At 71.4% G+C, this 20,270-nt stretch carries 16 protein-coding genes, 1 tRNA gene and 1 pseudogene; 5 read left to right on the forward strand and 13 right to left on the reverse strand.

Annotated features, from left to right (window positions below; all coding sequences use genetic code 11):
• Positions 1–8 precede the first annotated feature (8 nt).
• The 4 genes and pseudogenes from ribA to DEJ28_RS12230 form a co-directional block, all read left to right on the forward strand.
• Positions 9–656, forward strand: a pseudogene (gene ribA, locus DEJ28_RS12215) (GTP cyclohydrolase II); the annotation flags it as partial.
• Positions 657–884: 228 nt separating this feature from the next.
• A complete protein-coding gene (locus tag DEJ28_RS12220; protein ID WP_111114798.1) occupies positions 885–2,297 on the forward strand; it encodes an MFS transporter in 1,413 nt (470 codons plus the stop codon).
• Between the two features lie 301 nt (positions 2,298–2,598).
• Positions 2,599–2,814 (forward strand): helix-turn-helix domain-containing protein, encoded by a 216-nt coding sequence (locus DEJ28_RS12225; protein WP_111114797.1) that lies wholly within the window; start codon positions 2,599–2,601, stop codon positions 2,812–2,814.
• A gap of 7 nt (positions 2,815–2,821) precedes the next feature.
• The gene (locus tag DEJ28_RS12230) at positions 2,822–4,675 is read left to right on the forward strand and encodes an ABC transporter ATP-binding protein (protein WP_111114796.1); all 1,854 of its coding nucleotides are present in this window, start codon (positions 2,822–2,824) and stop codon (positions 4,673–4,675) included.
• Between the two features lie 12 nt (positions 4,676–4,687).
• On the opposite strand, the gene DEJ28_RS12235 is transcribed toward DEJ28_RS12230, so the two are convergent.
• Genes DEJ28_RS12235 through DEJ28_RS12250 form a run of 4 tightly spaced genes read right to left on the reverse strand, consistent with a single transcriptional unit; the run spans position 4,688 to position 9,415 of the window.
• The gene (locus DEJ28_RS12235; RefSeq protein WP_111114795.1) at positions 4,688–6,202 is read right to left on the reverse strand and encodes an NAD-dependent succinate-semialdehyde dehydrogenase; all 1,515 of its coding nucleotides are present in this window, start codon (positions 6,200–6,202) and stop codon (positions 4,688–4,690) included.
• On the reverse strand, positions 6,199–6,822 hold the full coding sequence (locus DEJ28_RS12240; protein ID WP_111114794.1) for an isochorismatase family protein: 624 nt from the start codon (positions 6,820–6,822) through the stop codon (positions 6,199–6,201). The genes DEJ28_RS12235 and DEJ28_RS12240 overlap by 4 nt, the downstream gene beginning before the upstream one ends.
• 23 nt (positions 6,823–6,845) lie before the next feature.
• The gene (locus DEJ28_RS12245; protein WP_111114793.1) at positions 6,846–8,345 is read right to left on the reverse strand and encodes a D-alanyl-D-alanine carboxypeptidase/D-alanyl-D-alanine-endopeptidase; all 1,500 of its coding nucleotides are present in this window, start codon (positions 8,343–8,345) and stop codon (positions 6,846–6,848) included.
• 11 nt (positions 8,346–8,356) lie between these two features.
• Complete coding sequence (locus DEJ28_RS12250; protein ID WP_111114792.1) at positions 8,357–9,415, reverse strand: Gfo/Idh/MocA family protein; 1,059 nt, start codon at positions 9,413–9,415, stop codon at positions 8,357–8,359.
• A gap of 173 nt (positions 9,416–9,588) precedes the next feature.
• Between DEJ28_RS12250 and DEJ28_RS12255 the strand changes: the two genes are divergently transcribed.
• Positions 9,589–11,271 (forward strand): HAD family acid phosphatase, encoded by a 1,683-nt coding sequence (locus DEJ28_RS12255; RefSeq protein WP_284180744.1) that lies wholly within the window; start codon positions 9,589–9,591, stop codon positions 11,269–11,271.
• A gap of 64 nt (positions 11,272–11,335) precedes the next feature.
• Here the strand turns inward: DEJ28_RS12255 and DEJ28_RS12260 are convergent.
• The 9 genes from DEJ28_RS12260 to DEJ28_RS12300 form a co-directional block, all read right to left on the reverse strand.
• Positions 11,336–11,411 (reverse strand) — tRNA-Thr (locus tag DEJ28_RS12260).
• 47 nt (positions 11,412–11,458) lie between these two features.
• Positions 11,459–12,082, reverse strand: a complete 624-nt coding sequence (locus DEJ28_RS12265) for a TetR/AcrR family transcriptional regulator (protein WP_111114790.1) — start codon at positions 12,080–12,082, stop codon at positions 11,459–11,461.
• A gap of 151 nt (positions 12,083–12,233) precedes the next feature.
• Positions 12,234–13,376, reverse strand: coding sequence for a DNA polymerase III subunit delta' (locus tag DEJ28_RS12270; protein ID WP_111114789.1), 1,143 nt, complete (start codon positions 13,374–13,376; stop codon positions 12,234–12,236).
• A gap of 25 nt (positions 13,377–13,401) precedes the next feature.
• Entirely contained in the window at positions 13,402–14,037 is a 636-nt protein-coding gene (gene tmk / locus DEJ28_RS12275; protein WP_111114788.1) for a dTMP kinase, read from the reverse strand.
• The gene (gene topA, locus DEJ28_RS12280; RefSeq protein WP_111114937.1) at positions 14,034–16,874 is read right to left on the reverse strand and encodes a type I DNA topoisomerase; all 2,841 of its coding nucleotides are present in this window, start codon (positions 16,872–16,874) and stop codon (positions 14,034–14,036) included. The genes tmk and topA overlap by 4 nt, the downstream gene beginning before the upstream one ends.
• A gap of 464 nt (positions 16,875–17,338) precedes the next feature.
• Complete coding sequence (locus DEJ28_RS12285) at positions 17,339–17,644, reverse strand: TadE family type IV pilus minor pilin (RefSeq protein ID WP_181433639.1); 306 nt, start codon at positions 17,642–17,644, stop codon at positions 17,339–17,341.
• 34 nt (positions 17,645–17,678) lie between these two features.
• Positions 17,679–17,885: a DUF4244 domain-containing protein gene (locus tag DEJ28_RS12290; protein WP_111114786.1), complete on the reverse strand. Its 207-nt coding sequence runs from the start codon at positions 17,883–17,885 to the stop codon at positions 17,679–17,681.
• Between the two features lie 85 nt (positions 17,886–17,970).
• On the reverse strand, positions 17,971–18,906 hold the full coding sequence (locus tag DEJ28_RS12295) for a type II secretion system F family protein (RefSeq protein WP_111114785.1): 936 nt from the start codon (positions 18,904–18,906) through the stop codon (positions 17,971–17,973).
• Positions 18,903–19,964: a TadA family conjugal transfer-associated ATPase gene (locus DEJ28_RS12300; protein WP_111114784.1), complete on the reverse strand. Its 1,062-nt coding sequence runs from the start codon at positions 19,962–19,964 to the stop codon at positions 18,903–18,905. The genes DEJ28_RS12295 and DEJ28_RS12300 overlap by 4 nt, the downstream gene beginning before the upstream one ends.
• Positions 19,965–20,270: the final 306 nt, after the last annotated feature.

Below are 20,270 nucleotides of genomic sequence, written 5' to 3' on the forward strand. Positions count from 1 at the left end.
ATGCACTCACCTCCCCCACCCCCGGGAGCCCGGTCCAGTTCGAGGTCTCCACGAACGTGCCGACCACGCACGGCACGTTCGAGATGCGTGCCTACCGTGACCTCGTCACGAGCGCCGAGCACGTCGCGATCATCGCCACCGGGCCCGACGGCGCAGCACCTCGTGACGGCGCCCTCGTCCGGGTGCACTCGGAGTGCCTGACGGGCGAGGCGTTCGGGTCGCTGAAGTGCGAGTGCGGCCCGCAGCTCGACGCGGCGCTCGACACCATCGCGGCCGAGGGCGGCGTCGTGGTGTACCTCCGCGGGCACGAGGGCCGCGGCATCGGACTCATCAACAAGCTCAAGGCCTACCGCCTGCAGGAGGACGGCCTCGACACCCTCGACGCCAACCTCGCGCTCGGCCTGCCCGCGGACTCGCGGGCGTACGGCGGGGCGGCCGGCATCCTGGCGGACCTCGGCCTCACGAGCATCCGGCTGCTGTCGAACAACCCCGAGAAGCGTCGGCAGCTCGAAGAGCACGGCATCGCGGTCGAGAGCCTCGTGCCGCTCGTCGTCGGCGTCTCCGCGCAGAACGCCGCGTACCTCGACACGAAGCGCGACCGGATGGGCCACCAGCTCCCGTCGCACCTCGAAGCCGGCACCCCGACGCTGGGCTGATCGGGCTGGGCTGGTCGGGCTGGGCTGACGCCCGGGGGCTTCTCTGGGCGGATTCGCAGGTGGACGACATCTGTCGTACCATGTTGTCCTCCGTCACAAGCGGTCCACCACCCCGTTCCGAACGCACCCGATCCGTGCCCGCGCCACCCCGCGCGAACCGATCGGTGTCCGCCGTCCGGAGCACCGCTGCGCTCCCTCGAGCGCGCCCCACGGAGTCTCCTCACCTCAATGTCCGCCGCACCGGCACCCGCAACCCCGAAGACCGCAGGCAACCCGCGCTCCCGCGTCGTGATCGCCAGCCTCGTCGGCACCTCCATCGAGTTCTACGACTTCTACGTCTACGCGACCGCCGCGGTCCTCGTCTTCCCGACGCTGTTCTTCCCGAACGAGGACCCCACCGCATCGCAGCTGTCCTCGTTCGTCACGTTCGCCCTCGCGTTCTTCGCGCGTCCGGTCGGGTCGATCATCTTCGGTCACTTCGGCGACCGCATCGGCCGCAAGGCGACCCTCGTCGCGTCGCTGCTCGTCATGGGCACCGCCACGTTCCTCATCGGCTGCCTGCCGACGTTCGACTCGATCGGCATCTGGGCCCCGGTCCTCCTCGCCGTGATGCGCTTCGCACAGGGTGTCGGCCTGGGTGGCGAGTGGTCCGGCGCGGCCCTCCTCGCGACCGAGAACGCCCCGAAGGGCAAGCGCGGCGTGTTCGGCTCGATGCCGCAGCTCGGCGCCCCGATCGGCTTCCTGCTCGCCAACGGCCTGTTCATCGCGATCAACGCGGCGATGCCCGCCGGGGCCGACGGCACCCCGAACCCCGAGTTCCAGGCGTGGGGCTGGCGCCTCCCGTTCCTGCTCTCCGCCGTGCTCGTGATCGTCGGGCTCTACGTCCGCTTCAAGCTCGTCGAGTCGCCGGTGTTCCGCGGCGTCCAGGAGTCCGGCACGGTCGCGAAGGTCCCGCTCGCCCGCGTGTTCCGCACCTCGTGGAGGGCCGTCATCGTCGGCACCTTCGGCATGGTCGCGACCTACGTGCTCTTCTACTTCATGACGACGTTCACGCTGTCCTACGGCACCACCGGGGCCGAGGCGAGCCCCCTCGTCCCGAAGATCGGTCTCGGCTACACCCGCGGCGAGTTCCTCACGCTGCTCATGATCGGCGTCGTGTTCTTCGGCATCTTCACGCCGATCGCCGGCATGCTCGCCGACAAGTTCGGCCGCCGTCGCACGCTCATCCCGACGACCATCGGCATTGCGCTGTTCGGCCTCACGTTCCAGCTCTGGTTCGCGGCGTCGACCGGTCCGATCACCGTGGTGACGTTCCTCATCGTCGGGCTCTCGCTGATGGGCCTCACCTTCGGGCCGATGGGCGCCCTGCTGCCCGAGCTCTTCCCGACGAACGTGCGCTACACCGGCTCGGCGATCGCGTACAACGTCGCGTCGATCCTCGGCGCCTCGCTGGCGCCGACGATCGCCCTGGCGCTGTGGAAGCCGGACGGGAACATCTTCCTCGTCGGGCTCTACCTCACCATCGCCGCGGTGGTCACCCTCGTCGCACTGCTGTTCGTGCGGGAGACCCGCGGCGCGGGCCTCGACGACGCGGACCGGTCCGGTGCACCGGACGCGGCCCCGGCGGACGTCCGCGCGTAACGCTCGCAGTCCACGGCCTGGAGGCGCGGTGCCAGCTGGCACCGCGCCTCCAGGCCGTCTGCCCTCCCTCGGGCAGCCGCAGCACCCGCGATCCCCCGCGCGGAGGGGGGCCAAATCGCTCGTAGGGTGCCGAATCGCCCGTAGGAGGCGGATTCGCTCGTAGGAGGTCGGAAAAAACGACCTCCTACGAGCGAATCTGCATCCTTCGCGCGGAACGACCCCCGGCCGCAACCCGCCCGCCGCCCGCCTGTCCGTCAACTCAGGTTGACAACTGTCGGCGCGTCAATGTAGGTTGACACGCATGGACCGACCGACCATCACGAGTCTCGCGGCAGGAGCATCCGGAGACGACCCGTTCTCCGCCCTCGCCAGTTTGCGCGACCTCCGACGTGAGCTCGACCGGACCGAGGAACTCGCTGCCCGCCGCGCCCGCAACGCCGGCGCCTCGTGGCAGGAGATCGCGACGCTCCTCGGCGTCAGCCGCCAGGCAGTGCACAAGAAGTACGGCAGAAACTAGGACCACGATGAGCTCCCCCTTCGCGCGACCCAAGAAGACCGACGGCCCCCGTGCCACGTTCGGCCGGCTCCTCGGCTACCTGTTCGAGAACAAGCCGGCGATGGTGGTCATCATCGTGCTGAGCATCCTCGGCGCCGGTGCCTCGCTCGCCCAGCCCCTGCTCGTGAACCAGGTGGTCACGGCGGTGCAGCACGGCAACACCCTCAGCACCCTCGTGTGGATCCTGGTCGGGCTGGTGATGGTGTCCGGTGTCCTCAACGGCGTCCAGCACTTCCTGCTCCAGCGCGCCGGTGAGGGCGTGGTCCTCTCGACCCGCCGCAAGCTCATCGCCCGCATCCTCAACCTGCCGATCTCGGAGTTCGACACCCGCCGCACCGGCGACCTCGTCTCCCGCGTCGGCAGCGACACGACGCTCCTCCGTGCCGTGCTCACGCAGGGCCTCATCGAGTCGATCGGCGGTGCGCTCACCTTCACCGGCGCGATCATCGCGATGGCGATCATCGACCCGCTCCTGCTCGGCATCACGGTGTTCATCGTCCTCATCGCGATCGTCGTCGTCGGCGGGCTCAGCCGTCGCATCCGGATCGCCTCGAAGCGCGCGCAGGAGAAGGTCGGCGACCTCACCGCGGCCGTCGAGCGCGGCATCGGCGCCGTGCGCACGATCCGTGCCGCCGGGGCCACCGAGCGTGAGGTGCACGAGGTCGACTCGCACGCGACCGAGGCGTACAAGCGCGGCCTCGACATCGCGAAGATGTCCGCGTTCGTCGTGCCCGTCGCGAGCATCGTCATGCAGGTCGCGTTCATCGCCGTGCTCGGCGTCGGCGGGGCCCAGGTCGCCGCGGGCACGATCACGATCGCGACCCTCATCACCTTCATCCTGCTGCTCTTCATGATGATCATGCCGCTCGGCCAGGCGATGGGCGCAGCCGTCGCGGTCGCCCAGGCGCTCGGCGCGCTCGGCCGGATCGAGGAGATCCTGCACCTCCCGACCGAGGACCAGGACGACGGCGCGGTCCGCACCGCGCCAGCCGTCGAGACCGACGACGCCATCACGTTCGAGCACGTGTCGTTCCACTACCGCGGTTCCGCCGATGCGGCCGGTCCCGACGGCGCGGTCGCGTCCACGTCGACGGACCGGCCTGGAGGCACGACCCGCCTCCCCGACGTCGCTGACGACGAGCAGGCGGTGCTGCACGACGTCTCCTTCCGGGTGCCGCGCGGATCGCGCGTCGCACTCGTGGGCCCCTCGGGTGCGGGCAAGTCGACGACCCTGGCGCTCATCGAGCGGTTCTACGACCCGACCGACGGGGTGATCCGCCTCGGCGGCGTCGACGTCCGCGGGCTCGACCGCGCCGAGCTCCGCGCCCAGATCGGGTACGTCGAGCAGGACGCCCCGGTGCTGGCCGGCACGATCCGCGCGAACCTGCTGCTCGGGTCGCCGAACGCGACCGAGGACGACTGCACCCGCGTGCTCGAGGCCGTGAACCTCGGCGAGGTGCTGCACCGCGACCCGCGTGGCCTCGACGCGCAGGTCGGCGAGGACGGCGTGATGCTGTCCGGTGGTGAGCGTCAGCGGATGGCGATCGCCCGCGCCCTGCTCGCCGCGCCCCCGATCCTGCTGCTCGACGAGTCGACGTCGTCGCTCGACGGGGTGAACGAGCAGAAGATGCGGCTCGCGATCGACGCCGTGGCCGAGGACCGCACGCTGCTCGTCATCGCGCACCGGCTCTCCACCGTGGTGGACTCCGACGTGATCGTCGTGCTCGAGCACGGGCGGGTCGTCGGGGTCGGCACGCACTCCGAGCTCGTCGAGTCCACGCCGCTGTACCGCGACCTGGCGAAGCACCAGCTGCTGGTCTGACCCGCGCAGGGCTCAGGCGGCGAAGGGGTCGGGCGTCAGGACGTAGACCGTCTCCAGGTACTCCTCGATGCCCTCGTGCGAGCCCTCGCGGCCGAGGCCGGACGACTTCACGCCACCGAACGGGAACGCCGCGTTCGACACGACCCCCGTGTTGAGCCCGAGCATCCCCGTCTCGAGGCGCTCGGCCAGCCGCTGCCCACGCGCGAAGTCGGTCGTGTACGCGTACGCGATGAGTCCGAACTCGGTGTCGTTCGCGAGCCGGATGCCCTCTTCCTCGGTTGCGAACCGCGTGATCGAGACCACCGGCCCGAAGATCTCGGTGGTGAGGATGTCCGACCCGGGCTGCACGTCGTCGAGGACGGTGGCCGCGTAGTACGTCCCCGGACGGTCGACCCGCTGCCCACCGGTGACGAGTCGGGCACCTCGGCTGACGGCGTCGTCGACGAGCCGGGCGGCCTTGTCCACCGCACGGTCGTCGATGAGCGGCCCCAGGGTGGTGCCGTTCGCACTCCCCCGGCCGACGCGCAGCGCCTCCACCTTCGCGGTGAGCGCCGCGGTGAAGGCGTCGGCGATGCCCTCCTGCACGAAGAAGCGGTTCGCGGCGGTGCACGCCTCGCCCACGTTCCGGAACTTCGCGAGCATCGCCGCGGTGACCGCGGTGTCGAGGTCGGCGTCGTCGAACACGAGGAGCGGGGCGTTGCCGCCGAGCTCCATGCTCGTCCGGAGCACGTTGTCGGCTGCCTGCTTGAGGAGCGACGACCCGACGGGGGTCGACCCCGTGAAGGTCAGCTTCCGCAGTCGGCGGTCGGCGATGATCGGCTCGGACAGTCCCTTCGCGTCGAGCGACGGCACCACGTTGAGGACACCGTCGGGCAGCCCGGCGCGACGGAACAACTCGACGAGGAACAGCGTGGTCAGCGGGGTGAGCTCGGCGGGTTTGACGACGACCGTGCAGCCCGCGGCCAGCGCCGGGCCGATCTTCCGGGTCGCCATCGCCAGCGGGAAGTTCCACGGCGTGATCGCGTAGACCGGACCGACGGGGCGCTTCAGGACGATGGCCCGCCCGGTGCCCTCCGGGTTGGTGCGGTAGTCACCGCCGATGCGGACGGCTTCCTCGGAGAACCAGCGGAGGAACTCGCCGCCGTAGGCGACCTCGCCGCCGGCCTCGGCGAGGGGCTTCCCCATCTCGAGCGTCATGAGCGCCGCGAGGTCGTCCGCGTGCTCCCGCACCAGGTCGAAGGCCCGCCGGAGCAGGTCAGAACGCTGTCGTGGCGGTGTGGCCGCCCAGTCGTCCTGCGCGGCCACCGCGGCGTCGAGGGCCGCGATGCCGTCCTCGGGGGTGGCATCGGCAACCTCGGCGAGCACCTCGCCGGTGGAGGGATCGCGCACCGGGAACGTCGCTCCGCCGGACGCCGCACGCCAGCTGCCGCCGATGAACAACCCGGTGGGGACGCCCTCGACCGAGACGTTCTCGTCGGCGACGGTCGTCGTCGGCGCGGACGTCGAGGTGGTGTCGGTGTCGGTCACAGGACTGCTCCTCCGGGGTTCGCCAGGCCCTCGTCCATGTCGCTCCGGCCGATGTGCCCACCGGCGCCGCCGACCTCGTCGAGTGCCCGGGCGCTCCGCTCCGCGTCCACCCCGACGACCAGGTCGTCGAGGACCTCGACGGCGTACCCGGCGGTGAGTGCGTCGAGCGCCGAGGCCCGGACACAGTGGTCGGTGGCGATGCCGACGACGTCGACCGACGTGACGTGGTGCTCGATGAGGACGTCGGGCAGTGCGGTGCCGCCCTCGGTCCGTCCCTGGAATGCCGAGTAGTCCGGCGTCCCCTGGCCCTTGAACACGTGCACGTCGACCGGCGCGGTGTCGAGGTCCGGGTGGTACTCGGCTCCGGGTGTGCCGGCGACGCAGTGCACCGGCCAGGTCGTCACGAAGTCCGGCTCGGCGTCGGCAGCGGCGAAGTGTCCGCCGTTGTCGTCGTCGCCGTGGTGCCAGTCACGCGAGGCGACGATGAGGTCGTACTCGTCGGCGTGCCGACCGAGGAACGCGGTGATGCGCCGAGCGATCGCCTCCCCGCCGGCGACGGCGAGGGCACCGCCCTCGGTGAAGTCGTTCTGGACGTCGACGATGAGGAGTGCCCTGGCCATGGAGCCATCCAACACCCCGTGGATCAGGAGCCGGTGAGCTTGCTCCCGCACGAGTAGGTGGCGGCCGTCACGCGGTCGAGCGCCGGCAGTGCCGCAGCACGCGAGGACCCGATCGCGTAGAACGCGAAGGTCAACCGTGAACCGTCGGCGGCGTCGATGTAGCCGCCGAGGGTGTTCGCGCTGTCGATCCAGCCGGTCTTGGCGTGCACCTTGCCACGCGCGACCGCGTTCGCGCCGGTGAAGCGGCTGGCGAGCGTGCCGGACTGGCCGGACACGGGCAGCGCGTTCGCGAGCGTGCCGAGTCCCTTCGCACCGGCGGCGACCTGCACCATGAGGTGGGCGACGAAGTTCGGCGACACCGCGTTCGCCGCGCTCTCCCCCGAACCGTCCTTGATGACGATGCCGGCCGGGGAGACGCCGTATGACCCGAGGGCCTTCTGGTACACGGACGTCAGCGAGGCGGCGGACCCGTCCGACCCGGACTGCTTCGACGAGACCCGGGCGAGCATCTCGGCGAGGGTGTTGTCCGAGTTCGGGATCATCTGGCCGATCAGGGTGGACACCGGCTGCGACGACACCGTGGCGATGGTGTCCGTGCTCGTGGTGGCACGCTTGACGATCTGCGCGTTCGCGGCTCCGGCGACGCCGGCGTTCGCCAGCGCGGTGCGGAAGAGCGTGCCCGCGCGCCCGACCGGGTCGGTGGAGCGCGGCGAGGTCGCGGCACCGGGGTTCGCGCGGTCGCCGTCGACCATGAGCGCGGTGACGTTCGGCTGGTACCCGATCGTCCGTTCGCTGACGGGCCACGTCGGGTCCCAGGCGTCCGCGTCGTTCCAGTACGTGTCGTCGGTGACGATCGTCGTGACGGGCGCGTTGCCGAGCTTCGCCTTCACCTGCTGGGCGAGCTGGCCCAGGGTCGGCGCACCCGGGTAGACCGTGGCGCCGCCGGCGGAGAGCGTGGCGTCACCGTGCCCGACGAGTGCGATCGCTCCGCCGGACTCGTTCGTCACCGTGGTCGGGATCCGGTACCCGCCGCCGACGACGGCCAGCGCGGTCGCCGTCGTGAGGGTCTTCATCACGCTGCCGGTCTGCGCGGCCGTGTCGCCCTTGCGGGAGAACAGCACCTCGCCGGTCTTCGCGTTCATCACGTAGCCCTCGAACGCTCCCAGGCCACTCGCCGAGGCCGCGGCCGTGATCGTGCAGGTGCGGAGCGCGGACGGTCCGGCGGCGTTCTCCGGGACGGCGCGGCCGGCAGGCGTCGGGGTGGCGGACGGCTTCGCCGTGCTCGGCGACGGGGTCGAGGTCGCCGTCGTGGTCCCGTCGGCGACCGGCGCCGCGGACGGACGAGGAGCGGGCATCGTCGCCGCCGCGACGGCCACGGCCCCGCCCGAACCGAGCACGAGCACCGTCGCCAGGCCGCCGGCGATCCACGGCACCGGACGGCGGGCGGCGGAGGCACGGACGGAGGCGAGCGCGTGACGGAGGCGATCCGCGACGGAGCGCGATGCGGGCTGCTGGTCGGACATCGCGATCGATCTTACGGAACTGCGGGAGGAGCCTCCAGGCCCACGTCCGGATCCGTGGAGACCGGACGGCCGCCGTGCGGTGCGACCGCCTCGTCGTCTGCGGCGTACCGGACACCCACCTGGCGGCGCGCCTCGTCCATGAGGGCCATGATCGCGATGGTCTCCTCGGGGTCCATCGGACCGCCCTCGTGGTTGCCGGAGGTGACCATCGACTCGAACGCGCGGACCTCGTGCGCGTACCCGGTCAGCTCTTCGCGGCCGTCGAACTCCTCGACCACGGCGCCGTCGCGGTCGCGGATGCGCCACGTCGTCGGGGTGTACCACGTCGCGTCGAGGTCGATGCGACCGTCCTCGCCGATGATCGACGCGGTGTTCGGGCTCCGCAGGTCGAGACCGAAGTGGATCATCGACTGCGTCCCGCCCTCGTGCGTGACGACGAGGCCCATCTGGGTGTCCACGCCCTGGTCGCTCAGCGTGCCCGCAGCCACCACCGAGGTCGGGACGCCGAGCACACCGACCGCGAACGAGATCGGGTAGACGCCGAGGTCGAGGATCGCCCCGCCGCCGAGCGCCGGGTCGTTGAGGCGGTGCTGCGGATCGGAGGGGAGCGCCTGGTGGTGCGTCGCCTCGACCACCCGGACGCGACCGATGCGCCCTTCGGCGACGAGCTCGCGGATCATCGACATCTGCGGGAGGAAGCGGGTCCACATCGCCTCCATCACGGCGACGTCCGCGCGGCGGGCCGCGTCGACGACACGGCGGGCTTCGGCCGCGGTGATCGTGAAGGCCTTCTCGACGAGGACGTGCTTGCCGGCCTCGATCGCGAGGAGGGCGTCCTCGGCGTGGCGGGAGTGCGGCGTCGCGACGTAGACCGCGTCCACCTCGTCGTCGGCCACGAGTTCCTCGTACGAGCCGTGCGCCCGCGGGATGCCGAACTCCGCCGCGAACGCCTCCGCGCGGTCGGCCGTACGGCTGCCGACCGCGACGAACTCCACCCCCGCGGAGACGCAGTCGCCCACGAAGGAGCGTGCGATGCCGCCCGTGCCGATGACTCCCCAGCGAACCGTCATGCGTCCTGTCTACCAGCGCGGGGTGCGGCCATGCCGCTGTCCGGCTGCAGCGCTTTGCTATGGACTCCACTGGTGATTGCCAGCTAACGTGCTGCCAGGTCCCCCGAACAGGGGTGCCGTTCCCTGCTCAGCCCTCCCCCGGGATCAACCCAGCAGAAAGCGATCAGGTCTTCATGCGCCGATCCGTCCTGTCCGTCGTCGCCACGAGCGCGGCCATCGTCCTCACCTCCACCCTCGTCGGCGTCACCCCGGCGAACGCACACGGCTGGGGATCACCGGGCCAGTCGCCGGGGCACTCGCCGGGCCACTCCACTGACGCGGGACTGACCCCTCGGACGCACTTCACGATGGCGGCGGACGGCTCGTCCGGCGCCACCCAGGGTGGCGAGGGCATCCCCAACATCGACTCGGTGAAGAAGACCATCGCCACGTACTACGGCGACCCCGGCACCGGACTCGCGAACCGCACCGACTCCCCCTACATCCGCGAGATGCGCGGGATCGTCGCCCGGCAGTCCGCGGGCCTGCAGCGCATCCACGACCAGGCCGTCCGCCACGGTGAGAAGCCGGCGATCGTCCTCGACGCCGACGACACCACCCTCTGGACCTACGACATGGAGGTCGCGGACATGCACTTCGTCTTCGACCCCGCCCGCCAGGACGAATGGGTGCAGGACGAACGCTTCCCCGCCACCCCGTCGATGGTCGGCTTCGTGAACCGTGCGGAGGCGATGGGCTTCACGGTCTTCGGGCTCACCGGCCGGAACGACGACCAGAAGGCCGCCACCGTCCAGAACCTGACGAAGGTCGGGTACACCGCGTTCACGCAGGACCGCTTCTTCACCAAGTGGACGGGCGTCGGCGCATCGCAGCAGCCGTCGTACATCACCTGCGCCGCGGCGAGCTGCACGACCGTCGAGTACAAGGCCCTGACGCGCAAGCACATCGAGCAGGACCTCGGCTACGACATCACGCTCAACATCGGTGACCAGTGGAGCGACCTGCAGGGCGGGTACGCCGACCGATCCGTGAAGCTCCCCAACCCGACCTACTACCTGCCCTCCACCGACCTGCCCGGCGTGTCCGAACCCCGTCTCTCCCCCCGCACGCAGTTCACGATGGCGGCCGACGGCACCTCCGGCGCCACCCAGGGTGGCGAGGGCATCCCCAACATCGACTCGGTGAAGAAGACCATCGCCACGTACTACGGCGACCCCGGCACCGGACTCGCGAACCGCACCGACTCCCCCTACATCCGCGAGATGCGCGGGATCGTCGCCCGGCAGGCACCCGTCATCGCCGCACAGTGCGCCGTCGGCCGGAAGCTGCACCGCAACCCGGCGATCGTGCTCGACGCCGACGACACCACGCTCTGGACCTACGACATGGAGGTCGCGGACATGCACTTCGTCTTCGACCCCGCCCGCCAGGACGAATGGGTGCAGGACGAACGCTTCCCCGCCACCCCGTCGATGACCTCGCTCGTGTCCGTCGCCCAGCGCTCCGGGTGCACCGTCATCGGGCTCACCGGCCGGAACGACGACCAGAAGGCCGCCACCATCGGGAACCTCAACGCGGTCGGCTACCCGCAGTTCACCGCGACGAAGAACGGGACGCAGACGTACTACACGAAGTGGACCGGCGTCGGCGCGTCCCAGCAGCCGTCGTACGTCACCTGCGCCACGGCCAAGTGCACCACCGTCGAGTACAAGTCCCAGACCCGAGCGCACATCGAGTCCCGGACGGGTGGACGGTACGACATCGTCGCGAACGTCGGCGACCAGTTCAGCGACCTGCTCGGCGGGTCGGCGGACCGGAGCATCAAGCTGCCGAACCCGACGTACTACCTGCCCTGAGCGGCCCCCGGGGCACATGAAAACGGCCCCGATCCCCACTGGTGTGGGGATCGGGGCCGTTTCGTGGAGCCGCCTGTCGGAATCGAACCGACGACCTATTCATTACGAGTGAATCGCTCTACCGACTGAGCTAAGGCGGCGGACGCTCCGGTCAGACCGGAGCGGCACGGGTCACGACTATACAGGTTCAGACGAGCGAACGCGAAACGAGCGCCGCGAGGTCGGCGAACGACCGCTCGAGTTCGTCGACCAGGTGTGTGTCGCTGTCGGCGTCCGACCACTCCCACCACGCGTGCCGCAACGCCGCGAGTGCGACGAGCGATGCCAGACGTGCCCGGCGACGCAGCGTGGTCTCGTCGGGCTCCTGCCCCGCCAACCGCGCGACGATCGCCCGTTCGACCTCGGCCTGGAACTCCTTCATCGACTCCATCCGCCGGCTGAACAGCTCGGGAGCCGCCCGGAGCACCTGCTGCCGCTCCTCGATGAGCCCGCGCTCCTCGATGAGTTCGCGCGTCGAGTGGACGAGCAGCGTGCCGAGGTCCGCCAGGAGGTCACCCTTCGGGCCGCCCTCGACGAACACGGCGCGCGCATCGTCGTCGGGCAGGGTCGGGTCGTCCCCGAGGATCGCGCCCTCCTTGTTCGGGAAGTAGTTGAAGAACGTGCGTGGGGACACGTCCGCGCGGCGCGAGATCTCGTCGACCGTCACGGCCTGCAGACCGTCCTCGATCGCGATGCGGAGCGCGGCCTGCTGGATCGCGAGTCGGGTGGCGCGGCGCTTCCGCTCGCGCAGGCCGGGTTCTGCGTCGGACATGCGGCGATTGTCGCACGCTGTGATCGCGAGACACCGCCGGGCTGCCGAGACACCGCCGGATCGCGCGGTGTCTCGGTGCACGCGCGGCGTCTCAGCGGCTGGCGCGGCGTCTCAGCGGCTGGCGCGGCCTCTCAGCGGCTGGCGCGGCCTCTCAGCGGCTGGCGCGGGCGATCGTGACCAGGAGCGCCTCGAGCGCGAGGAGTGCCGCCACGTTCGCCGCGATGCGCTGCCGCGCCAGGGAGATCGCATCGAGGACCTCGAGCGCAGCGGCCGGCGTCACCGACTGCAGCGCCTGGTCGAGGTGCTCGCGCATCGCGAGGTTCACGGGCTCGGCCGGTGCCCCGAGGCCGAGCAGCAACAGGTCGCGGTACAGCGAGGAAACGTCGACCAGGATGCGGTCGAGGCCGTCCCGGAGGCTGCGCGTCGCACGGCGCTTCTGGTCGTCCTCGAGCCCGCGCAGCTGCGACCGGAGCGCGGGCGGGATCGTGCCGCCGGGTTCGATGCCGAGGGAGCGCAGCGCTGCGTCGCGCTCTTCGGAGTCACGCTGCTCGGTGATGGCCTTGGCGTCCTCGTCCGCGACGGCGAGCAGGTCGGCGGCCGCCATCACGGCATCGCCCACCGTGCGGACGCCGAGCACGGTCATCAGGGTCCGGCGCCGGCGATCCCGGGCATCGGCGTTGGTGGCGAGGCGTTGCGCCATCCCGATGTGGCTCTGCGCCTGACGAGCAGCGTCCATCGCAAGGACACGGTCGACCCCGGTCCGGGCCACCAGGAGGTCGGCGACGGACTCGATGCCGGGCACCCGCAGGCGCACGGAACGGACGCGCGACCGGATCGTCGGCAGGAGGTCGGCCTCGCTCGGTGCGCAGAGGATCCACACCGTGCGCTCCGGTGGTTCCTCGAGCGCCTTGAGCAGCAGGTTCGAGGTGCGCTCGGTCATGCGGTCGGCGTCCTCGATGATCACGACGCGGTAGCGGCCGACCGAGGGCGAGTAGTACGACGAGGTGACGAGCTGCCGAATCTCGTCGATCGTGATGATGACCCGCTGCGTGGTGAGGACGGAGACGTCCGGGTGGGTCTTGGCGGTGATCTGCCGCAGGGTGTGGTCGTCGTCCGGGCCGTTGCCGACGAGGGCCGCCGCGAACGCCGACGCCACGTTCGACCGACCGGAACCCGGAGGCCCCGTGATGAGCCACGAGTGTGTCATCCGGCCCGTGCCGTCCGGGGACTCGGCAGCGTTCCGCAGCGATGCGACCGCTTCCTCTTGCCCGGTCAGGCCGTCCCACACGCTCACGGGATCATCCTGCCAGCCGCCACCGTCATCCCGCGACGATCCCGACCAGCGGTCCGACCGCGGCGCGGATCGCCTGCTGGACCTCGGCCGCCGGGGCCGCGGCGTCGACGACGAGGAACCGCTCGGGCTCGCTGGCGGCCATGTCGAGGAACGCATGCCGGACGGTCTCGTGGAAGGCGGCGGCTTCGGACTCGAGCCGGTCGAAGGTGTCGCCGCGTGCGGCGGCGACACGGGCACGGCCCACGGTCACGTCGAGGTCGAGCAAGACAGTGAGGTCCGGGACGAGCCCGTCCGACGCCCAGTCCGACACCGACCGGATGTGTTCCGCTCCGAGTCCGCGAGCGACGCCCTGGTACGCGACCGACGAGTCGATGTAGCGGTCCTGCAGGACGACGTCCCCCCGCGCCACGGCGGGCCGCACGACGGTCTCGACGTGGTGCGCACGGTCGGCCGCGTACAGCAGGGCCTCGGCGCGCGGTGCGACGTGACCGCGCTCGTGGAGCACGATCTCGCGGATCCGCAGGCCGAGGTCGGTCCCGCCGGGCTCGCGGGTGCGCACCACCGTGCGACCGTGTTCCTGCAGCCATGCCGTCAGGAGCTCCGCCTGGGTGGTCTTCCCCGCGCCGTCCCCGCCCTCGAGCGTGATGAAGCTGCCGGTCACTTCTTCTTGGCCGCCGGCTTCCGAGCCGGTGCCTTCTTCTTGACCGGACCCTTGGCGCGCTTGTCCGCGATGAGCTCGACCGCACGTGCGTGGTCGACCGCCTCGACGTCCTCGCCGCGCGGGATGGTCGCGTTCGTCTCGCCGTCGGTGACGTACGGGCCGAAGCGGCCGTCCTTCATCTTGATCGTCTTGCCGGACACGGGGTCGGCGTCGAACTCCTTGAGCGCGGAGCTGGCTGCGCTGCGTCCGCCGTACTTCGGCTGCGCGAAGAGCTCGAGCGCGCCGGGCAGGTCGACGTCGAAGATGGCGTCCTCGCTCGGCAGGGTGCGGGTGTCGGTGCCCTTCTTGAGGTAGGGCCCGTACCGGCCGTTCTGCGCGGTGATCTCGACGCCGGACTCCGGGTCCGCGCCGACGGTGCGGGGCAGTGCGAGCAGCTTGAGGGCCGTCTCGAGGTCAACCGACTGCGGGTCCATCGACTTGAAGAGGGACGCAGTGCGCTCCTTCGGCGCCGCGGCCTTCTTCGTCGTCTTCTTCGCGGGGGCCTTCTTCGCGGCGGTCTTCGTGCCGGCGGTCTTCGTGGCCGTGGCCGTCGCCGTCGTGGTGGACTCGGCAGCCGCCGTCGTCGCACCGGCAGCCGTCGCGGCAGCAGCGCTCGTCTCGAGCACCTCGCCGGTGGCAGCGTCGACCGCGGGCTCCGGTTCCGGTGTGCGCTCGGTCACGTACGGTCCGAACCGGCCGTCCTTCGCGAGCACTTCCTTGCCGGATTCGGGGTTGATGCCGACGACGCGGTCACCCAGCACCGGGGCGTCCACGAGCTCGCGCGCCTTCTCGGCGGTGAGCTCGTCGGGCGCGAGGTCTTCCGGCACGTTGACGCGGCGGGGCTTCTCGGGGTCGTCGCTCGGGACCTCGATGTAGGGGCCGTACCGACCGATGCGCAGGGTGAGTCCCGGGGCGAGTTCGACCGAGTTGATCTCACGCGCGTCGATCTCGCCGAGGTTGTCGATCACGGTCCGGAGGCCGCGCTGGTCGCCGCCGCCGAAGTAGAACTCCTTGAGCCAGTCGACGCGGTCCTCGTCACCGCTCGCGATGCGGTCGAGATCCTCTTCCATACCGGCGGTGAAGTCGTACTGCACCAGGTCGCCGAAGTGCTCCTCGAGCAGCCGGACCACGCTGAACGCGATCCAGTTCGGCACGAGCGCACTGCCGCGCTGGGTGACGTACCCGCGGTCCATGATCGTCGAGATGATCGCGGCGTAGGTCGACGGGCGCCCGATGCCGAGCTCCTCCAGCGTCTTCACGAGGCTGGCTTCGGTGTAGCGCGGGGGCGCGGAGGTGTCGTGGCCCTTCGCCTCGACCTCGGTGACGCCCAGGTGGTCGCCCTCGGTCATCTGCGGGAGCTTCGCGTCGCCGCTGCCGCTGCCGTCGCCGGAGGTCTCGTGGCGGTCCTCGTCGCGACCTTCCTCGTACGCGTTGAGGAAGCCACGGAAGGTGATGACGGTGCCCGACGCGGTGAACTCGACGTCGGTGCCGGAAGCCGTCGACGCGATGCCCTCGACCGACTCGGGCGATGCGACGCCGAGCACGACGGAGGCCGTCGAGCCCTTTGCGTCGGCCATCTGGGACGCGACCGTGCGCTTCCAGATCAGGTCGTAGAGCCGCCAGTCGTTGCCGCGGAGCACGCTGTTCATCTCGGACGGCGTGCGGAAGGTGTCACCGGCGGGCCGGATCGCCTCGTGCGCCTCCTGCGCGTTCTTGCTCTTGCCGACGTAGCTGCGCGGCTTGTCCGGGATCGTCTCGGCGCCGTACAGCGACGCGGCCTGCTTGCGCGCCGCGGTGATCGCCTGCTGCGAGAGCGACGACGAGTCGGTACGCATGTAGGTGATGTGGCCGTTCTCGTAGAGCGACTGCGCGACGCTCATCGTCTGACGCGCCGAGAACCGCAGCTTGCGGGCGGCCTCCTGCTGGAGCGTCGACGTGGTGAAGGGGGCGGCCGGTCGACGGGTGTACGGCTTCGAGTCGACGCTGCGGACGGTGGCGTCGCCGGCGCGCTCGAGCACGGCCGTCAGCGCGGCAGCTGCGGCTTCGTCGAGGCGGACGATGTCGCCCTTCAGCGCACCGCGGTCGTCGAAGTCGCGACCCGATGCGACCCGGGTGCCGTGGATCCGTGCGAGCCGAGCGGTGAAGGCGGTGTCGCCTTCCTTCTCAAAGCGCGCGCTGAGGTCCCAGTAGTTGGCGGAGACGAACGCGAGGCGCTCGCGCTCACGGTCGACGACGAGACGGGTCGCGGCGGACTGCACGCGACCGGCGGACAGACCGGGGCCGATCTTCCGCCAGAGCACCGGCGAGACCTCGTAGCCGTAGAGACGGTCGAGGATGCGGCGGGTCTCCTGCGCGTCGACCAACGCGGTGTCGAGCTCACGGGTGGCTTCCTGCGCACGCTGGATCGCCTCCTTCGTGATCTCGTGGAAGACCATGCGCTTCACCGGCACCTTGGGCTTCAGCACCTGGAGGAGGTGCCACGCGATGGCTTCGCCCTCGCGGTCCTCATCAGTTGCGAGGTAGAGCTCGTCGGCGTCCTTGAGGGCTCGCTTGAGCTCGGAGACCGTCTTCTTCTTCGCGTCGGACACGACGTAGTACGGCTCGAAGCCGTTGTCGACGTCGACCGAGAACTTGCCGAGGGAGCCCTTCTTGAGCTCTGCGGGCAGGTTCTTGGGCTCGACGAGGTCACGGATGTGTCCGACGGACGCCTGGACCTCGTATCCGTCCCCGAGGTATTGCGCGATCGTCTTCGCCTTCGCGGGGCTCTCGACGATGACGAGCTTCTTCGTGCCTGGCACGTGTCTCCTTGATCGATGGTGCGCGTCGGCCCTGGACGACGAACGCGTCCGGGTCGACCGGGGCACCGGTGACCGGGGGCCGACAGGCACACCATACACATAGTGTTCGGGCTGGTCGTCCGCCGGACCGGCGACGCCGACTGCGCCGACGGCGAACGGTCCGCCGTCGACGACGACACGCACGCGGGCCGTCGCGGCGACCGTCGAACAGGTGTCGACGGTGGCTCGGTTCTTGGTGGCGACGGACGCGGCGGCCGCACAGGGCGCACCCGGCAGGAGCCCGACCAGGGCCGAGGCCGCGGCGAGCGCCGAGGCGTCCGCAGCGGCCTGGGCACGGACCGTCCCGACCCGGAGGCCCGCGGCGGAGAGCGCAGCGGCGAGGGCCACGAGCGCGATGCCGACGACCGCCGTGACGAGCACCGTGGCCGACCCGTGCTCCGAGCCGCGCCTGCTTCCCCGCATCGTCAACGGCCGCCGTCGGCAGCGCACCCGGTGGCGCGCAGGGGAACGGCGGCGAAGGGCCCGGAGCCCCCGCGTGATGCTTCGACGCAGACCACGTCCGCTCCGCGCTGCACGGTGACGGCTGCACCGGGGGCGATCCGCTCGATCGCTGCGCGGCCACCGTCGTCGTCGCCCCGGCCGAACGCGCGGGCCGCTGTGGACGCCGCGAGCTGGAGGCGCCCGATCCCGTCGACCACGAGGACCGCGGAGACGAGCGAGGTCAGCACGAGGGCGACGACGGGGAGCACCACCGCGAACTCGACGCTCACGGTGCCGCGCTCCCCGGCGGCACCGCCCGGCCGGTCAGAGGGAGAGCGCACCACGGACGAGTTCGGTGAGGATGCTCTGGACCTCGCCGGAGCGCATCACGGCGACGAGCACGCCGGCGAAGGCGACCGCGGCGAGGATGACGACGGCGTACTCGGCGGTGGCCGAACCGCGGTCGTCGCGGAACCGCCGTCGAAGCCGGGAACTGATGGTGGATCGGTGTGTGCTGCGTGTGTCGGTCATGTGTGTGCGCCCTTCCTGAAGCGGTGGACCCAGCCTCGTGTCCGACCGCCATCGATCGGGGCCGGCCGGGCGATCTGTGGACGGATCACCCCAGGTCGACGACGGTGGAGGAGAGGACCCCGACGACCACGGGCACGACGCCGACGAGGACGAACGCCGGCAGCACGCACACGCCGAGCGGCAGCACGAGCCGGACGGCCAGACGTTCGGCCGCGGCGAGGCCCGCCGCGGCAGCGTCGTCACGCACGTCCTCGGCGGCGGCGCGGAGGAGCGACGCCGCGGGGACCCCGGCGCGCTGGGCGAGCTGGAGGACCTCACGCAGCCGCTCCCCTTCTCCTGCCGACGCCTCGGTGGCAGCGGCCCGCTCGAACGCCGTCCGGACCGCGGCCCCGCTCGTCGCCCAGGAACCACCGCCGGACACCGCGACCGCCCAGGCGTCGAGCACGACACCGGGGACGTGCCCGTCCGGGGTCGCCGCGCGCACGAGTCGAGCGGTCCACGTGCGTCCGAGCGCGACCAGGACCGCGGCGACCACGACGCACCCCCACCCGATCGGTGTGCCGACGAGCACCTGCACGGCACCCGCGCCCCAGGTCGACCCGAGCGCGAGACCGAGCACGGGCAGTGCGAGGACGACCCGGGCGCTGGCGCGCGGCCCGGCGAGGGCGACCCGGACCGCACGGTCCGAGGCGGCCGACCGACGGAGGGCCCCGGCGAGGGCCCGGAGCGCGACGGCGGCCGGCGCCCCGGTGCGCGACGCGACGGCGAGCACGGCCGCGACGTCCTGCCACGCCGGATCGTTGTTCCGGGGGAAACCGCCCACGAGGGCCCAGGCCCGTGGCGGCGGCACGCCGGCACCCACGAGTGTCGCGACACGGTCGAGTGTGCGTGCCGCGGCCGCGGCGTCGTCCGGAGCGCGCGACGCTGCCTTCCCGCGACCACCACGGACAGGAGCGGCAGCACCGCGCGGCGCCGCACCGCGCGGCGCCGCACTGCGCAGTAAAGCGGAGCGTCTCGTCACCGCAGCCGGTCCACCGGGCGGACGTCGAGCCTCCCGTCCGGCCCGACGTGCAGCGTCCCCATCGCACCCAAGCCGCGCCGCCCACCCCGGCGCTCCACGTGCAGCACCAGGTGGAACGCGCTCACCGCCTGTCGCGCGAGCGCCTCGGGTCCCAGCCCGGCGAGCGCCCCGAGCGCCTCGAGCCGGGCCGCGACGTCCGCCACACCGTTCGCGTGCACGGTCCCGGCTCCGCCGTCGTGCCCGGTGTTGAGCGCGGCGAGCAGGTCGCGGACCTCTGCACCGCGGCACTCCCCCACGACGATCCGGTCCGGCCGCATGCGCAGGGCTTCCCGGACGAGCCGGTCGAGGCCGAGCGCGCCGGCCCCCTCGGCGTTGGCCTGACGTGCTTCGAGCGACACGACGTGCGGGTGGTCGATCCGGAGCTCGGCGAGGTCCTCCACGGTCACGATCCGTTCGTCGTGCGGGACGGCACCGAGCATCGCCGCGAGCATCGTCGTCTTCCCGCTGCCGGTCGCCCCGGTGACGAGGACGTTCCGGCGTTCCTCGACCGCGCGTTGGACGACCGACCGTGGCACGCGGGCGAAGGCACCCAGCTGCTCGAGGGACGCGAGGCTCGGCATCCCCGGTCGTGGCAGCCGGATCGACACGGCGGTGCCGGTGACGGAGACGGGGGCGAGCACCACGTGGACGCGGATGCCGTCCCCGTGGCGGACGTCCGCGCAGGGCGTGGTCTCGTCGACGTGTCGGCCGCCCTGCGCGACGAGTCCGGTGGCGAGTTCCCGCACGCGACCCTCGGGCAGGTCGGGTGGGACGCGTTCGAGTCCGTGCCCCCGGTCGACCCAGGTGCCGCGTCCGCCGAGCACGAGGACGTCGGTGACCGTGGCGTCGCCCACCAGCGCGGCGAGTTCCTCGAAGTCGATCGCGGCCAGCGCCCGCCGCCGAACGGGCGGCGAGGAACCGGGGAGGAAGGGCGAGACGGGCGGCGAGGAACCGGGGCGGAAGGGCGGGACGGTTGGCGCGCCGGGCAGGAAGGTCGTGTCGGCACGGTGTCGGCGCATGACTCCAGAAGGTAGGTGCGCCGCACCCCAGGACATACGGAGCCAGCGCCGCCGGTGGAGAACTCGCTGCACGCCACACCAACGGGCACGTTTGTACCCCGAAGCGCAATGCCGTACCCCACTCGGTGTCGGGAGTCCGCACGACGCGGCCACGCCCGCGGGCGGAGCGGCCAGCCGGTGTCGAGCACGACACATCTGCGAGCGGAGCAGATCCGGGTCGATGCAAAGGCATGGACAGGTCTGTCCACTGTTCGGCATGCCCGTGCGGATCGAACCTGGCTGCCGACGCGTCGGGCGGGTCCGTGC

The organism is Curtobacterium sp. MCPF17_002, from assembly GCF_003234115.2.
Lineage (GTDB): Bacteria > Actinomycetota > Actinomycetes > Actinomycetales > Microbacteriaceae > Curtobacterium.

What these genes read in the sequence shown, in the direction of transcription:
- DEJ28_RS12290 (WP_111114786.1), bottom strand. Translation starts at nt 17,885, where the DNA reads ATGACCGACACACGCAGCACACACCGATCCACCATCAGTTCCCGGCTT.
- DEJ28_RS12220 (WP_111114798.1), top strand. Translation starts at nt 885, where the DNA reads ATGTCCGCCGCACCGGCACCCGCAACCCCGAAGACCGCAGGCAACCCG.
- DEJ28_RS12245 (WP_111114793.1), bottom strand. Translation starts at nt 8,345, where the DNA reads ATGTCCGACCAGCAGCCCGCATCGCGCTCCGTCGCGGATCGCCTCCGT.
- DEJ28_RS12240 (WP_111114794.1), bottom strand. Translation starts at nt 6,822, where the DNA reads ATGGCCAGGGCACTCCTCATCGTCGACGTCCAGAACGACTTCACCGAG.
- DEJ28_RS12230 (WP_111114796.1), top strand. Translation starts at nt 2,822, where the DNA reads ATGAGCTCCCCCTTCGCGCGACCCAAGAAGACCGACGGCCCCCGTGCC.
- DEJ28_RS12300 (WP_111114784.1), bottom strand. Translation starts at nt 19,964, where the DNA reads ATGCGCCGACACCGTGCCGACACGACCTTCCTGCCCGGCGCGCCAACC.
- DEJ28_RS12250 (WP_111114792.1), bottom strand. Translation starts at nt 9,415, where the DNA reads ATGACGGTTCGCTGGGGAGTCATCGGCACGGGCGGCATCGCACGCTCC.
- DEJ28_RS12225 (WP_111114797.1), top strand. Translation starts at nt 2,599, where the DNA reads ATGGACCGACCGACCATCACGAGTCTCGCGGCAGGAGCATCCGGAGAC.
- DEJ28_RS12265 (WP_111114790.1), bottom strand. Translation starts at nt 12,082, where the DNA reads ATGTCCGACGCAGAACCCGGCCTGCGCGAGCGGAAGCGCCGCGCCACC.
- DEJ28_RS12255 (WP_284180744.1), top strand. Translation starts at nt 9,589, where the DNA reads ATGCGCCGATCCGTCCTGTCCGTCGTCGCCACGAGCGCGGCCATCGTC.